At 37.9% G+C, this 14,445-nt stretch carries 14 protein-coding genes; 12 read left to right on the forward strand and 2 right to left on the reverse strand.

Annotated features, from left to right (window positions below; translation table 11 throughout):
• The first annotated feature begins 10 nt into the window (after positions 1 to 10).
• The 7 genes from MKX35_RS06690 to MKX35_RS06720 all read left to right on the forward strand — a co-directional run bounded on the left by MKX35_RS06690 (position 11) and on the right by MKX35_RS06720 (position 8,099).
• Positions 11 to 1,984: an AAA family ATPase gene (locus MKX35_RS06690; RefSeq protein ID WP_076301013.1), complete on the forward strand. Its 1,974-nt coding sequence runs from the start codon at positions 11 to 13 to the stop codon at positions 1,982 to 1,984.
• A complete protein-coding gene (locus MKX35_RS06695; RefSeq protein WP_076301014.1) occupies positions 1,971 to 2,600 on the forward strand; it encodes a hypothetical protein in 630 nt (209 codons plus the stop codon). Before MKX35_RS06690 ends, MKX35_RS06695 begins: the two co-directional genes overlap by 14 nt.
• A complete protein-coding gene (locus tag MKX35_RS06700; protein ID WP_076301015.1) occupies positions 2,600 to 3,676 on the forward strand; it encodes a hypothetical protein in 1,077 nt (358 codons plus the stop codon). The genes MKX35_RS06695 and MKX35_RS06700 overlap by 1 nt, the downstream gene beginning before the upstream one ends.
• A 117-nt stretch (positions 3,677 to 3,793) precedes the next feature.
• Positions 3,794 to 5,104 carry a DNA methyltransferase gene (locus MKX35_RS06705; RefSeq protein ID WP_081383086.1) on the forward strand — a complete coding sequence of 437 codons (1,311 nt, stop codon included), beginning with the start codon at positions 3,794 to 3,796 and terminating at the stop codon, positions 5,102 to 5,104.
• A 540-nt stretch (positions 5,105 to 5,644) separates the two neighbouring features.
• The gene (locus MKX35_RS06710) at positions 5,645 to 5,983 is read left to right on the forward strand and encodes a hypothetical protein (RefSeq protein ID WP_076301016.1); all 339 of its coding nucleotides are present in this window, start codon (positions 5,645 to 5,647) and stop codon (positions 5,981 to 5,983) included.
• A 494-nt stretch (positions 5,984 to 6,477) separates the two neighbouring features.
• Positions 6,478 to 7,002, forward strand: a complete 525-nt coding sequence (locus tag MKX35_RS06715) for a sigma-70 family RNA polymerase sigma factor (RefSeq protein ID WP_076301025.1) — start codon at positions 6,478 to 6,480, stop codon at positions 7,000 to 7,002.
• Positions 6,999 to 8,099, forward strand: coding sequence for a DUF4179 domain-containing protein (locus tag MKX35_RS06720; RefSeq protein WP_076301017.1), 1,101 nt, complete (start codon positions 6,999 to 7,001; stop codon positions 8,097 to 8,099). The genes MKX35_RS06715 and MKX35_RS06720 overlap by 4 nt, the downstream gene beginning before the upstream one ends.
• A gap of 80 nt (positions 8,100 to 8,179) precedes the next feature.
• Here the strand turns inward: MKX35_RS06720 and MKX35_RS31840 are convergent, their stop codons facing one another.
• On the reverse strand, positions 8,180 to 8,377 hold the full coding sequence (locus tag MKX35_RS31840) for an IS3 family transposase (RefSeq protein ID WP_179085823.1): 198 nt from the start codon (positions 8,375 to 8,377) through the stop codon (positions 8,180 to 8,182).
• 524 nt (positions 8,378 to 8,901) lie between these two features.
• Between MKX35_RS31840 and MKX35_RS06730 the strand changes: the two genes are divergently transcribed.
• Positions 8,902 to 9,405 carry a DinB family protein gene (locus tag MKX35_RS06730; protein ID WP_036683089.1) on the forward strand — a complete coding sequence of 168 codons (504 nt, stop codon included), beginning with the start codon at positions 8,902 to 8,904 and terminating at the stop codon, positions 9,403 to 9,405.
• Positions 9,406 to 9,947: 542 nt separating this feature from the next.
• Here MKX35_RS06730 and MKX35_RS06735 read toward each other — a convergent pair.
• A complete protein-coding gene (locus MKX35_RS06735) occupies positions 9,948 to 10,832 on the reverse strand; it encodes a helix-turn-helix transcriptional regulator (protein ID WP_076301018.1) in 885 nt (294 codons plus the stop codon).
• 206 nt (positions 10,833 to 11,038) lie between these two features.
• Between MKX35_RS06735 and MKX35_RS06740 the strand changes: the two genes are divergently transcribed.
• From MKX35_RS06740 to MKX35_RS06755, 4 genes are all read left to right on the forward strand, one after another.
• A complete protein-coding gene (locus MKX35_RS06740) occupies positions 11,039 to 12,475 on the forward strand; it encodes an erythromycin esterase family protein (RefSeq protein ID WP_076301019.1) in 1,437 nt (478 codons plus the stop codon).
• 78 nt (positions 12,476 to 12,553) lie between these two features.
• Positions 12,554 to 12,727, forward strand: a complete 174-nt coding sequence (locus tag MKX35_RS06745; RefSeq protein ID WP_179086751.1) for a hypothetical protein — start codon at positions 12,554 to 12,556, stop codon at positions 12,725 to 12,727.
• A 109-nt stretch (positions 12,728 to 12,836) separates the two neighbouring features.
• Positions 12,837 to 13,073: a hypothetical protein gene (locus MKX35_RS06750; protein WP_076301020.1), complete on the forward strand. Its 237-nt coding sequence runs from the start codon at positions 12,837 to 12,839 to the stop codon at positions 13,071 to 13,073.
• Between the two features lie 515 nt (positions 13,074 to 13,588).
• Positions 13,589 to 14,143, forward strand: a complete 555-nt coding sequence (locus tag MKX35_RS06755) for an RICIN domain-containing protein (protein ID WP_341043964.1) — start codon at positions 13,589 to 13,591, stop codon at positions 14,141 to 14,143.
• The last annotated feature ends 302 nt before the right edge of the window (positions 14,144 to 14,445 follow it).

Consider the following 14,445-nt stretch of genomic DNA (forward strand, 5'->3'; position numbering starts at 1 on the left):
GGTTGAAAAAATGAATAATATATATTTGCCAGAGCTGAAAAAAATAGAGATAAGAAATTTCTCGTTATATCAAAAGGATATTATTTATGAATTCATACATGGCCTCAATTTGATAATTGGTGGAAATGGCATGGGTAAAACAAGCTTTATTAACTTAATTAAATATGGACTAATTGGGTCATACAAAAAAGATCTTGATGTTAGAACATATAAAGGTGAGAGGAGACAAGGACGACTGCAGTATTCTCCTGATTACTTTAAAAATCGGATGAGCGGCAATTATGATCAAGACATTAAGGCAGAGGTTGAACTTACTTTTGATGTTTGTAACACTACTTTTATTGTTACAAGAGGTTTATATGAAATCACTTTGAAAAGTGTATTTGTAACAGAGAATGGAGAAGGCTTTTTTCTCCCTGGTGAACAGATTAGACAAGATAAGTATGAACGTCTAAATGAAGATGAAAAGAGTAACCTTCTTCAAGGGAGGTATGAAAGTCTAGTAGCAGAGAAAACTAATATAAATGATTTTAATGACATAATATTTTTCGTTAATCAAATACTTTTTTTTGGTGAAGATAGAAAAACTATTGTTTGGGATTCATCGATTCAAGGAAGGTTATCAAGTAAGTACTTTAATGATCCTGCGCTTGATGAAAAGTTTCAGGAAACTAAAAGACAGGCTAAGTATCATGACAGTATTGCACGCCATAAATCTGAAGACATGAGAGCAATTAGTAAAATACTGAAGAGAATTGAAGGGGAATCTGGTGATAAAGAAGTCAATGCCTTAAATGAAATAAACTTATCGAAAAGAAAATTGGAAAAATATACTCTGAATCTAAATGAAGCTCAAATTGAAAGAAAAGATCGCGAGAACCGAATGAGTGTGTATGTTAATGAAAGAATAAATATTAATAAAAAAATAAAGGATCTTGAACAAAAAATCAGGGAAGAAGAATCAAAGATTTATCAAAGGATATGGGGTACACTTAATCCTAATTACAAAATTTACGAGGACAATCTGAAAGTAATTCATTCATGCCCTATGTGCAATCAACATATAACTGAAAAGTTTGTAATAGAAGAAGATAATTGTTTTTTATGTAATCAGAGTATTAGAGTGGAACAAGAATTACCGAAGCATGTAACAGATATGAAAGATGATTTAAGTGAAATGCTTTTGTTGTCTCAGAGATGTGAAAAAGAAATATATAATATTGAAATTGAGTTACATAAATTGGATCAAGAGTACAATAAATTAAAACGAGAAGTATTTGAGTTACAATCTCGCTTAAGAGATATAGATCATAATTTATACAGTAAAGATGATAAATCTCAAGAATCTTATACCTATACTGCAATGATGTCAGAAATGGAAGAACTGGAGAGGGAGAAAAAAGAAAATTCATCCAAAAGTGATGAATATAATAAGATGGCTGATGATATATTGAAAAAAATTGAAAATAACTTGTCGAATATCACCAAAGAATTATCTTCAATGTTTGCTGATTTTGCAGGGGATTTTTTAGGTATGAATAGTAAGTTATCATTTGACAGTATGGAGGGAGAAGAAGTCAAAAGGTATATACCCGTAATTGATGGAAAGCCTAGACTCAATTCCCTAGAATTATCTGAGTCACAAAGGTTTTTTACTGATCAATCATTTAGAATGAGTTTGTTAAGATTTTTTTATACCACACCTTCTTTTTTTGTATGCGAAACACCTGATAGTAGTTTGGATATATCGTATGAAGCTAATGCAGCTCAAATTTTCTTGAAATATTTAAATAAACCTAATACTTTGATTATTACTTCGAATTTTAATAACAGTGAATTTCTTGATTTAATAATAGATAAGACACCAAAATTAAATTATTTGAACTTGTTAGAGCATGGACGTATATCATCTATACAACGTGATAGTAAAGTGTTATCAGAGATCTCAAAAAGAATTGAGGAGAAGATAGTTGCAAAATCTTAATGAAAAAATATACAGGGTGAATGGTGACATTTTAGCAACATTAACTACAGGAGAAGATCTAGCGTGGGGAGCTATGAATGAACTTTCAATACAGAGAATTTTATATATTTCATCTATTCTATTTAGTTTTAGATTTGAGAACAAATACAATCCGTATGAAATAGATTATGATTTTTCTGTTTCGCTTAGAGGACCTTTCTCTGATGTAGTTCCCTTCTCAATAAAATTCCTACTAGCAAATAAGTTTATCATTATAAATGAAAATGATGAAATAGAACTTGCAGGTAGAGAACTCCCTGATATGACATCTATGCCGTACTACACTGAAAGAAAAGAATGGATTGAAACAATTATATATATTTTAGGCATTTATGGTGAAGAGAAGATATATGATTTTGTATTTCGTGACCCTCAATATCAAGATAATTTACAGAGAAATTCGATGAAGGAGATTAACTTAAAGTCTGGAAACAAAACTGAACTTACATTGCGAAGATTAAAAGCTGCCTTTGAGGGTACTTTGGGGAAATCTGCTTTAGAATTAGATAACAAGAAATATTTAGAGATGTATTTCGAATACGTATTTAGTAAAATACTTCGAGGTGAAACAGAATAATGCAGCGCTTTGAATTTGACAATCCTGATTTTATGAATGTGATTGGTTCTAAGGTAGAAGATTTCTTATTGCAAGCAAAAAATCAAATACTGAATAAACCTAAATTCAAAATTTTAAAGATGCAGCACTTAGAAAAACTATGGCGCAATCGAATAAATAAAAAGAATCTATTTACATTACTAATAAAAGAGGAAGATCTAGATCTGATTGATTTCAAGAATATAAATTCAAATTTTGAAGCAGACGTTTTTGGGGTTTCAAGATTGAACAACATTATTGAAGTGAATAATATTATGAATATCACTTCTTATAAAAGTATTACGTTTAGAAGTTCAACTGAAGCTAAACAATATTATAAGAAATGCTCCAGAGAAGGGTATTGTGTACTTTTTTTTGGTTCAGATGGAATAGATATTTTTATCAAAGGTGAAAATATAGGTGAGATAAATCTATTTTATTGTACAGAAGATCTTACTAGATTTGCAGAGAAAAAAGATATATCTCAAATTTATGAGGTTATTAAAAGTTATGAACTAACATATTTAAGTAATCAAAGTGAATATATGGTTTTCTTTGCTGACAATAGTACATTAAATCAGTTTGATTCTTCTCTAATACGCAGAAATATCCTTAAGAATAAACCTGAAAAGTACATGAGAGACCATTTGAAAAATTATCTGAACGATAGAATGCGACATACCTTTTTAATTGAAACTGAGTTATCTGCAAGTAAAAGAGAATTAGATATTTATACGGAGGTTAATGGAGAATTTTATTTTTTTGAAATTAAATGGTTAGGGCAAGCCATTAATGATTCCGGAAATAAGCTGACTAATCCATATGGTGATGCTCGGGCTAGACAAGGAGTTACCCAAACGCTTGAGTACATCGAAGAACTTTTAAATGTTATGGATATTAATGTTAAGATGGGTTATTTGATTCTATTTGACGCAAGAGATGATAAAAAAGAAGTGGATTACCAAAGTTACAATTTTGTTAGTTCAAATCTTAAATCTTACATGCAATTATTTGAGATAATTCCAAATATAAATTTGAATAAACGTCATCCTGCTTAGTCCGGCTCTACCGGGCTTTTTTTTTTGTTTTTAATTAGTTTCTAATGCGTATTCCGGAGTAGAAGATATTCTGTTACAATGAATTAAGAGTCTTGCGATAAGAATGGAGAAATAAAAGTGATACCTTATGAAGCTATGAAAATAAAAGATTGGTCATTTGAATATAATAATTTTGTAAGTGCTAATAAAAATAAAAAGAAATCAGTCAATCGTTGGTTTCCAATTTTAGAAGGGTTTTCAAATGATTTTGTGGAGTCGATTATTCGGGAGCAAGAAAAAAATAACTTGTTTTGTTTAGATCCATTTTCGGGTGGTGGAACTACTTCATTAGTTAGTCAAGAATTAGGAAATGATTGTTATTCGTTTGAGGTAAGTCCTTTTATGAGCCAGGTTTGTAGGGCGAAATTGAGAAAAAATTATAAAACCGAAGAATTCATAGAAGTTATTAAATTACTTAAATCACTATTGTATAATGAAAAAATTGTTCATGATTATAAGATCGGATTAAAAACAATTTCTAAAAGTACTAAACTTAAAAAGTGGATTTATCATAAAACAGCTTTACTTTCACTGTTGAATATTAGGAAGGCAATTGAAATCATCTCAGTAACTAATCCGAAATATTTTGATATACTGTCCGTTACTCTAGGATCTATTTTACTTCAATTTAGTAATGTATTCAGAGATGGGAAAGCCCTTAAATATAGAGAAAACTGGAAAAATAAAACCCACAAACAAAAAGATATTTATAAAGTGTTTTTTGAAAAATGTGAGCAAAGTGTAATGATTGATATTGGGAATATTGAAAGAATGATAGGGAATTCCCAAGTTAATAATATAGATCTCTTATATAATGGGGATTGCAGAGAACTAGTTAGTATTATCGATGATAATAAGATAGATTTAGTTATTACCTCTCCCCCCTATCTAAACTCAAGAGATTATACAGATTCTCATATGATAGAGTTATGGATGTTAGGTCATGTATTGAACTATGAAGATGTTAGAGTTTTAAGAAGAAAAACAATGAGATCACATGTCCAAGTTCGATGGGGAGAGATACCTCTACCAAATAGTAAGATTCTAAAGGATAGGCTTTCGAAAATAATGAATTTTGAAGAAAAGTTTTGGAATAAAAGTATTCCCAGTATGATTATTGGTTATTTTTCCGATCTGGAAGATTTGCTCCGCAAAATTAAACCGAAGATGAAACAAGATGGGAAACTGTATGTTAATGTTGCAAATTCATCTTATTATGGAGTTGTGATTGAAACTGATCGAATTATCGAAGAGATTGCTATAAATCTTGGTTATAAAATTAAAGAAATTAGACTTGCTAGAAAAATCAAGACAAGCAGCCAACAGTCAGAAAAAGTTGGTTGGTTACGTGAGACTGTTATAGTAATTCAAAATTCGATTTCTGGTTAAGTATCAAAAAATTGTTGTATTCATAATTTAGTGAAATAAAGTTCTGATTCAGTCTAGAACTTTATTTTTTTATAGAATATGTAAGTCTCGTGGTTTAATTTCTTTAGTCTACAACTTATTTTTCAATACCTGACGATTTTGTAACCAAAAAACCGCATCAAATCAACAACACTAGTCTAATACTTTATTTTCTTCGGACAATTAATGTAGAATGACATTAAAGTTGGTTATTAGACATTAATGTGAGTAACTTAACAATAATGTTTGTATCTTAACAAAATAGATTGTAATTACTGTTTATAATCATTTTAGCTTGCTAAGTCGCTCATATTTTTGAGCGGTTTTTTTATGCCTTTAAAGAGGAAAATAGGAAAACGAAGTAAAATTAGGCTTTACTGTGAGGAGAAAATAAAGTGTTAGATTCAGCAAATAAAGTTGTAGACTCGGAAAATAAAGTATTAGACTGACGCTGCTTGATTAAGCTAACGGGCAGTTTAGAGCAACATTAAATTCGGTATAATTTTGAAAGGAATGACAGCGGTGAAGACAGATAAAGAAATGTTGATATCGGTTATATACAACGACACTTCAAGAGATGACGAAATTGACGATGCCGTTATGGATTTATCCAAATTTGATGACGATGAAGTGATACAAATTCTTATGAAAGTAGCAAATGACGCTTCATTCGATCACATGATAAGAGCCAGTGCAGGAGAATCTTTGGCAGATATTTGGTTAAGAAGAAGTATCATCAACTATACACAGTTAGGAACTCTGACAGAGATTGCATTGAAAGAAGCATTGGCAATGATTAAATCCAACCGAACTGATTGGTATACGACTTTTTCGGAATTATTCCCGATGAAAGTAAAGTGAGAACCGATTTTACGCTAATAGAACACGATTACCTTCTGAGTTTTCTCACCGTACTATCCCTCCTTTACTACCCGTTTGTGTCAACTGCGTCCTATCTGTTGGGAGAGGAGGGATACTCCTACTCCCTTATATCTTCGTACTGTGCAGATTTGCCTATAATTACCGGAATAAAGAGATTTGGCCGAAATTAGCATGCAGAATCGTATTTAATTGGGAGGTCTGGCACGTTCCTGCGTCTCTCCCGAGCTTAAGTTTCTCATTTCGGGCTGGAATCCGGCATGATCCGGTGCCCCTGTCAGTCCAAAATTCCGGGAAAAATGCGCGGCTTGGCATACTGTTCTGATTGTGGCATTTAGCGAAAATGCCAGCCGCAGTTTTTTGAAGATTAAGAATATAGATGTAACCTTGTACCCGTCTCATACATCTAATCAGCAGAAACAGTGACAACGAATGAACAATAAGACCTCATAGAGAATGGAGGCTGACGGTTGGATATTGATCAAGAGGAAGAAGTCAGGCGCGCGCAGGAAGGAGACGAGGAAGCTTTCATCCATCTTGTGAAGAGGCTGGAGCTGCAAATGTACAATGTGGCGAAATCGATTGTGAAGAAGGATGAGGATTGTGCAGACGCGATGCAGGAAACGGTATTGAAGGCCTACAAGGCCATTTCAACGCTGCACAGCCCCTATTTTTTCAAAACATGGCTGTTTCGTATTTTGATCAACGAATGCAATCTGATTTTACGTAAGCGTGCGCAGAATATCACTATGGCCGAGCTACCCCAGAGGCAAACGGTTTCCACCGAAGTTGAAGCTATCGACCTTCGCGAAGCGGTCTACCGGCTGGAGGAAGTGTCGCGGACGATCATTATCCTGCATTATTTTCAGGATCTTCCGCTGCAGCAGATTGCAGACATCATGGAGCTGTCCGAGAGCGCGGTCAAGACACGGCTGCACAGGGCAAGGAAAACGTTATATGGATGGCTTGCAGACCCCTCAGAAAGGAAGGTGAACGCATGAGCAATCCGGAACTTGAGCTTGATCTGGGAATCTTGAAAGAGCAGAGGATTGAAGAGATGCCGGAATTAGTACGTGTCCGTATGGAGCAAACCTATCAAATGATGAGCAGCGTACCTCCGAAGCCTGTCTCTGTCAAGAAAAAAAGCCGCTGGCTGCGGAATGTTATGATTACAACGGCAAGTGTGGCGGCTGCGGGAGTTATTTTCATCAGTCTGGGATTCATTTCACCTGCGATGGCTCAAACCTTGAAACAAATTCCCTTCGTAGACAGTGTATTCAGATTGGCGGGAGACCTCGGGCTGCAAACCGCGAATGAGAAAGGGATGACTGCAGCTGTCCATCAGACGGTTACCCATCAAGGAGTAACGCTTAGTGTATCCGAACTGATGTATGACGGGAGCCGTTTATCCCTGGTGTTGACCCGTGATACGCCGGAGGACGCGAATGAAACTTTTTATGATTTGTGGGGGAGCGAGAAGGGTCCGGAAGGGCTTGTGAACAACATCGACTTTTTTATCAACGGTGAACCGGTAAATACCAGCTGGGGGATCTCCTCCGGCGGAGACCAGGCCCCTGACTCCCTCATTGTTACCACCTTTGAATCGGTAGAGGTGCCCGACGAGTTCGATTTTTCTATGGTGGTCAGAATAGCTAAGCTAAATCAGGATTTCGAATTCAATATTTCGGTGAAAAAGAATAATACGAACAGTATCATGCTGACCCCGGCAGAGATGAAGACACACGATCATATCCACATGAAAATCAAGCGAATCGAGCTTAGCCAAACGACGACCCGTTTGGTTGTCGAGATTAGGGGTGAGCCCGGTGAAGACATTCGGGAGTTTCAGCAAAAGATTCCGGATAAATATAAAATCACAGGGTTCCTTAATATTGATTTTGATCTTACCGATGAGCAGGGGCGAACCCCGACATTTATCGGAGGCAGCGGTTCGGGTGAAGGAGATTATTTATCCTATACAACCATGTTTGAGCCGATGGAGGCCACGCCGAAAACGGTCACCGTAAAGCCGTATATCCGCTCCAGAGAAAATAAAGTATATATTCCCGAGCTTGAATTTACAGTGCCTGTACAATAGCAGATTGGCAAAAAAATCTCCGGCAGATCACTTGGGACTGACCCCCGTTTATGAGACAGGGATCAAAACACCTTGCAAGTTTAAGCAGCCAGTCGTCGGAAATCCACCGGCGACTGGTTATTTAGTTTCGCTTGAATCCGAATTGAGTTATAGTAGGTGATGTAGTCTCGAACGGTCTGTTCAACGATTGCCGTCGTTGTACACATAAGATCTTCGAGGTAGAACGTGCTGCTTATGATCGCAAAAAAAAGTATCGTTCTGGCAATTCGATGATTCACACACATAAATAATTCCTTTTCTTTCTGCTTTGAAATAACTCATATTAATCATCCTCGCTCTTCGTACTGGGAATCTGCTGACGTTGAGCTTCCATCAAATTACGTTTAAATGTAACAAGAGCTGCGGATACGATACTCCAGATTTCAGTTTCAGATAATGATTCAGGATCTACCCTTCTAATACCGCTATTTCCTTAATCCTCTTATTATCAAAAGATTCTAATCTAACTTGCATCGTTTTCACTCCTTCACAGTTTGCGTCTACTGCTCAGTATCTTCGTACTATGCAACAATCACTATGACTCTCGATGAAAAATCTTCTTTAAGCTAACTGTGAGGCTAGCGTAAACAAAATGATCAAAAGTATTAACCATACGTAGTTAATTACAATTCGGGATTAGCACAATGATTTTCGGCAGCTTCGTTTGGTTAACGAGGGTAGTTTAAGTAAATGTAAATATTTACTTGCGAACTAATGTTCGGTATAATAAACTTGATTCCATTACAAAAAGGAGATGTTGGATATGTATAAACACATTAAAGATTTTGCCGCAACTTGGCAGAATGAAACGGAAGCAACAATGCGGACACTGGAGATGCTGACCGACGAGTCTCTTGGCCAACAGATAACAAGCGATCATAGAACGCTTGGACGTGTTGCATGGCACCTTGTACAGACGTTGCACGAAATGCCATCTCGGACGGGACTGTCTTTCGAAGGACCGGGCGAAGATATGCCGGTGCCAGCTTCGGCAGCAGACATCGCGTCAGTCTATAAGAGGACCTCACAAGCGCTCCTTGATGCTATACAGTCCAGTTGGAAAGATGAGAATCTGCTTATCATGAGCGATATGTATGGTGATCAATGGCCAAACGGCTTAATGCTGGATATTCTCGTAAAGCATGAGATTCATCATCGTGGTCAGATGACAGTCCTGATGCGTCAGGCAGGCCTTCGTGTGCCGGATCTTTACGGCCCGACAAAAGAGCAGTGGGCCGAGTACGGAGCGCTACCTCCAGTAATTTAGAGTAAGATTATATTCGCTTTGGCCGTTTGGCTATAGTGGAATTTATAAGTATTTTATCATAGGATTGAAAGTGGTGGCTTGAATCATAGACAAGACAAGAGGATACCATCGGACTGAAACTGTTGATTCTATTGAACTCCCATGGAAGAACGCAATTACTTCTATAATCTGTGGTGTCGCGTGAGCGACATGGATGGCTAACGGGTAAGTTGAGCCACGCGGATTGAGGTTAAGATTTATTGAACTAACTGGATACTATAGTTTAATAGCATAAATTGTTGAGCAGGCCGAAGCCTGCTTATTTTATTGAACGGTTAAGCTGCTTGCTTAAGGGGCATACCTTTGTGTGGGATGTAAGCTTTTTTGTCTTGTGCAAGCTAACTACTCTTTTACTGTCGGGTGTTAATTAAAAATATCTTTTACCAAGCTCACGAATATATTTCCTATCAAAAACTTTGAAGCCATTACGATCGTAACGATTACAAGACCGATGACATTGCCAAGGTTTTGTTTTTTAACATCATTCATTCTGCAACACCTCTCTATTCCTCAAACGATAAATTCATAGGCTCGTCTAGAAGTTCACACATAAAATCGATATTCGTCGTAGGCACCTTGGTATCCACTTCCTCGAATTGAAGCCCATCTATCCAGACCTGTCCACTCCCGGACAACAGCACACCAAAAGCAATCGCGGCACTATTATCCGGCACATCCAGCACGATGCTGTAATGGTTCCACTCCGTATCTCCAATAATGGGGCGGTCACTCATGTTATCGAATTGCAGTACATCATGAAGAGCATCATCGACTCGCATCCAGAACCCACAAAACCCTCTCACTGCTTTTGTTTTGATAAACCCTGAGAGCTTTAGTCTTTTGCCCATATATTTGTCCGCTTTGAATTGCTGCATCATCGTTGCAAATTCGCCTTCCGTCGGTACCACTGTAACCGACTTTAAAAATCCGGACGCTCTCCCTTGATGGAAGGTTTCCCGGTCAATCCCCATCTGATAGTTGAAGGGGTGACTTCCGCTTAATTGCCATCCCTTTAATAATTGTTCATTTTTCATTTTCATTTCCTCCCTTTGCATCGTTAATTTGCCCATGATTTTGCGATACTGCCCTGGCGGTAATTGATAGTATTTCTTAAAAGAACGGGTGAACGATTCTTGGCTCTCAAAGTGATAATAAATGGCAATATCTATAATTCTTTCATCTGTGAACAGTAACATGTTGGACGAATTTGCAATTCTCCGAAATCGGATATATTCAGATACGCTCACGCCAACCTCTTGCTGAAAAATCCGATGGTAATGATACTTTGAAAACCCTGCAAACTTAGCCATACTCTCTAGTGACAATTCTTCGGGCAAATGCGTCTCTATATAGGCAATCGACTCTTGGATGATCGGACTGTAGCTCATGTTATAACCTCCTTAAGAATAAAATATCAGAAGCAACCGCTGCATATTTGATATATATTGCTTTGTTTCTCGGGTATATAAAGGATAACTCCATCCATATTATTGTGTTCACATAAAGATAGCAATAATGATCAAAAAGGTGTGGTGCAATGAATGTATATTTGAAGTAGAACGTAAAATTATTTTTCGGTAAGGAGTTAGATGCAATGAAATGGAAGGCGAATACCCTTAGTCTGCGTAGCTTGTTGTGCATGCCGCTCACTTTGATCATGCTTAGTACCTCGATAACATCAGCGGTTATCCCGGTCAAGACTGCATATGGGGAAGCAGCGGTGAATGAACAGCAAGTCAGAACAGCAAGATCGTATCAGGCTACTTTATCCGATTGGAAGCGTTGGGCCGCGGATCATGCTTATGCCTTACACACGATCCAACCGGAATCATGGTCTTCGAACGGAGGATCCATTGGGCAGGACAAATTTAGCGACCTTGATATACTGATCCCGTTGCTCGCTGATAAGCGAATCGTATATTTGGGAGAAAATTCACATGGTGTGGCCGAATTTAATCTAGTCAAAACTCGCCTCATTCAATACATGCACCAAACGCTAGGGTTTAACATTGTTGCATTTGAGAGTGGTTTGGGCGATGCAGCCCTTGGTCAAGGACGGATAAAAAAGACGGCGACTCCCGATACGATGAGGCGTTCCATATTTGGCGTATGGTGGACGGAAGAGACGAAGCCGCTATTCGAATACATGAAGGAGACACATAAGAGCGAATCGCCTTTGCGACTGACGGGCTTCGATATTCAGGTGCAATCCCCACTTTTTCAGAATGCGAACTGGATTCCAAGTATTAAGCTGAAGGACAGAGCGCTGCAAGCGGAACAAGAGGTTCATAAGTGGAGAATGAGCAAGGATCAAAGCGGATTCCGTAAGGCCAAGCCTGAGCTGATTAAGGTGTATGAAGAGCTATTGCAGGCCGTGACTAAGAATGAAAATGCGTTGAAGATGGACTATCCCGATGAGCCGCATATCGTCAAGTTAATGAAGCGAGCGCTAGAGGATCGAATCCGGGTCATTCAGGAATTTAATGAGCTGTGCATCCAATCCAATCTATTAACAGAACAAGGGGATTATAGCGGCGCTCAGTCCATGATGGAATGGCGCGATCGGGCGATGGCCAGCAACCTTGCATGGTTGGTGACAGAAGTTTATCCGGAAGAGAATATCATCGTATGGGGCCATAATGGCCATATCAGCAAAGCACAGTCTCTGATTTCCACCATGCCGAAGAGTATGGGAGAGCTTATGCCAAAGGAACTGCAACAGGAAAGCTACGTCATGGGTCTATTTATGGGCGAAGGACAAGCAGCCGAGAATACGAGGGAACCGATTCAGTTGAATCCGATTATTCCGGGGTCTATGGAAGATATTTTGGCGGCTGTAGGACAGCCATATACATTCATGGATTTACGCTATCGGGAAAATGAACGGGGAAATTCTTGGATGTTCGAACGGATGATAGCCTCTTATCAGGTGCAAATGCCGATGCCGTTAGAGCTAAGACGGCATTTCGACGGCGTCCTTCTCATCAAACAAGCGAAGATGCCGACATATTTGCCGGACACACATAAGTGAGAAGGAAACCGTTTTAAAAAAGTTATTCTTCTTAGATTTCAGGCTCAGCTTCGTATCCCTTCGGGACAAGCTATTTTTTTGATTAAGACTCCTGAGCAGACAAATCTAAACTACATTGAAATAGGTGGAACGGAACAATGTGCACTTACCTTGGAAGTCAATGATTTTCACGGACTCTACAGCCAAATGAAGAACAACGGAGCTAAGGTATCGGAGATTGAAGATAATGGGGTATGTAGTAATGTCTGGTGATAAGGAAGTCTGGAACCAGTAAATAAAGTTTAGAACCGCTAAAGTCAGTCCCGATGATGCTCATGATATCATCGGGATTTTTCTATATAGGGAGTTATTATGTCAACTATTGGAGATAGAATTAAAAAAGGGTGAATTTAAGCCAGCCTTAGATATTTTATTGGAAATAAATAATAAACCTAGCTTGGATTTATATTGGTTGTTATATGGTGAGAAACAAACAACGAGACAGAAAAATAATGCTGAAGGGAAGTTTAATATAAAAGAAACTGACATGATTGAGAATTTTGATAAGCTGAATTTAGATGATCAGGACGAAATAATTGAATTTTTTAAAAGAAAGTAAGCCGTTACATATAGATAGGAATTAGTTTTTGATTAGTGAATAAGAGGGTTAGACTAACTGCAGTCGCCACAAGGGCTCAAGCTAGTGCTATTCCGTCAAGGAGAAGTGACTCACCGGAGCAAAATCAAAATCCTCGACTCGACAACCTTTCCGTCATTGCAACTCAGCTCCAGCGCCGCCAGCGGATACATTCCGACATGTACCAGTTCAACATTGTTCTCTAGCTTAACATGTTAACCTAGAGAATTTAAATTGACATCTATTTTGTAAACGATGTATAATTAAGGAATATTTTCCCTATATTTGAATTAATTTCTTCTAGATCTATTTCTATGAACCTCATTGCGAGCGCTCGCCTTCAAACAATAGAAATAGAACCCCATCATGCGATTTGATGAAACGGGTATTAATTACTTCTTAACAAAGGAGGCGACATTCTAATCTTCTATAATGGCAGTTTGATTGGGAGAAGTTGAAATCTGACTAAATGAAAATTAAAGGAGTGGACTTATCTTATGAAACGGTTATTCAAGAGTAAATGGTTGATAGCGATTCTGGCACTTGTATTTATTGGATCCGCAGCACCTGCTGTATTTACTCAGACGACGCATGCTGCCGGCACGCCGAACCCTCATGTCATTATAAATGTAAATAGCAATAAAACATTGGGAGTAAGTGGATGGGATAAACAAGCGGATGGGGCGCTTATCATACAATGGAACTTTAATTGGAATTCCATTGTTAATGATCAAAAATGGTATTTGGAAGCTCTAGGAGACGGCTATTATCACATCAGAAACGTAGAAAGCGGAGATTTACTGGAAGTCAGCGAATCGTCTACATCCGATGGTGCTAATGTGATTCAATGGCCGGATAATGGCGGATGGAACCAACAGTGGAAAATTGTTCCAACCAATCAAGATAGAGGTGACTCGTCGTATATTATCAACCGAGGTAGCGGCAAGTATTTGGATATGTCGGGACAATCGACATCCGACGGAGGACAGGCTGTTCAGTGGGATTTTAATGGCGGCGCCAATCAGCGTTGGTTCATTCCGCCTGCATCGTAACACATATGAAGCTAATGCCGCGCCGTTTCTACACTTAGAAACGGCGTGGTTTTTTAGATAGAGAAATTCAAGTTGACACATAAATGCAATCACTAGCGTTGCATAGTTCTAGATTGACGTTGCTTCATAAGCTATAGGGCAGGATAGATTAATAAATACCGAGAGGATGCCGTGATAAGTGGCATCCTTTTGTTTCGCTAAAGGACAGTTTGGCTATAGCTAGTGCTACAATTGGCATGAGAGAAATTTCTTGAACAAATGAGTTGTTAAAATGAAAAACGAAAGTAATGGCATACTTCAGC

The organism is Paenibacillus sp. FSL R5-0923 (genome assembly GCF_038009145.1).
In the GTDB taxonomy this organism is placed as follows: domain Bacteria; phylum Bacillota; class Bacilli; order Paenibacillales; family Paenibacillaceae; genus Paenibacillus_AQ.

What these genes read in the sequence shown, in the direction of transcription:
- MKX35_RS06690 (WP_076301013.1), top strand. Translation starts at nt 11, where the DNA reads ATGAATAATATATATTTGCCAGAGCTGAAAAAAATAGAGATAAGAAAT.
- MKX35_RS06740 (WP_076301019.1), top strand. Translation starts at nt 11,039, where the DNA reads ATGAAATGGAAGGCGAATACCCTTAGTCTGCGTAGCTTGTTGTGCATG.
- MKX35_RS06720 (WP_076301017.1), top strand. Translation starts at nt 6,999, where the DNA reads ATGAGCAATCCGGAACTTGAGCTTGATCTGGGAATCTTGAAAGAGCAG.
- MKX35_RS06730 (WP_036683089.1), top strand. Translation starts at nt 8,902, where the DNA reads ATGTATAAACACATTAAAGATTTTGCCGCAACTTGGCAGAATGAAACG.
- MKX35_RS06735 (WP_076301018.1), bottom strand. Translation starts at nt 10,832, where the DNA reads ATGAGCTACAGTCCGATCATCCAAGAGTCGATTGCCTATATAGAGACG.
- MKX35_RS06755 (WP_341043964.1), top strand. Translation starts at nt 13,589, where the DNA reads ATGAAACGGTTATTCAAGAGTAAATGGTTGATAGCGATTCTGGCACTT.
- MKX35_RS06700 (WP_076301015.1), top strand. Translation starts at nt 2,600, where the DNA reads ATGCAGCGCTTTGAATTTGACAATCCTGATTTTATGAATGTGATTGGT.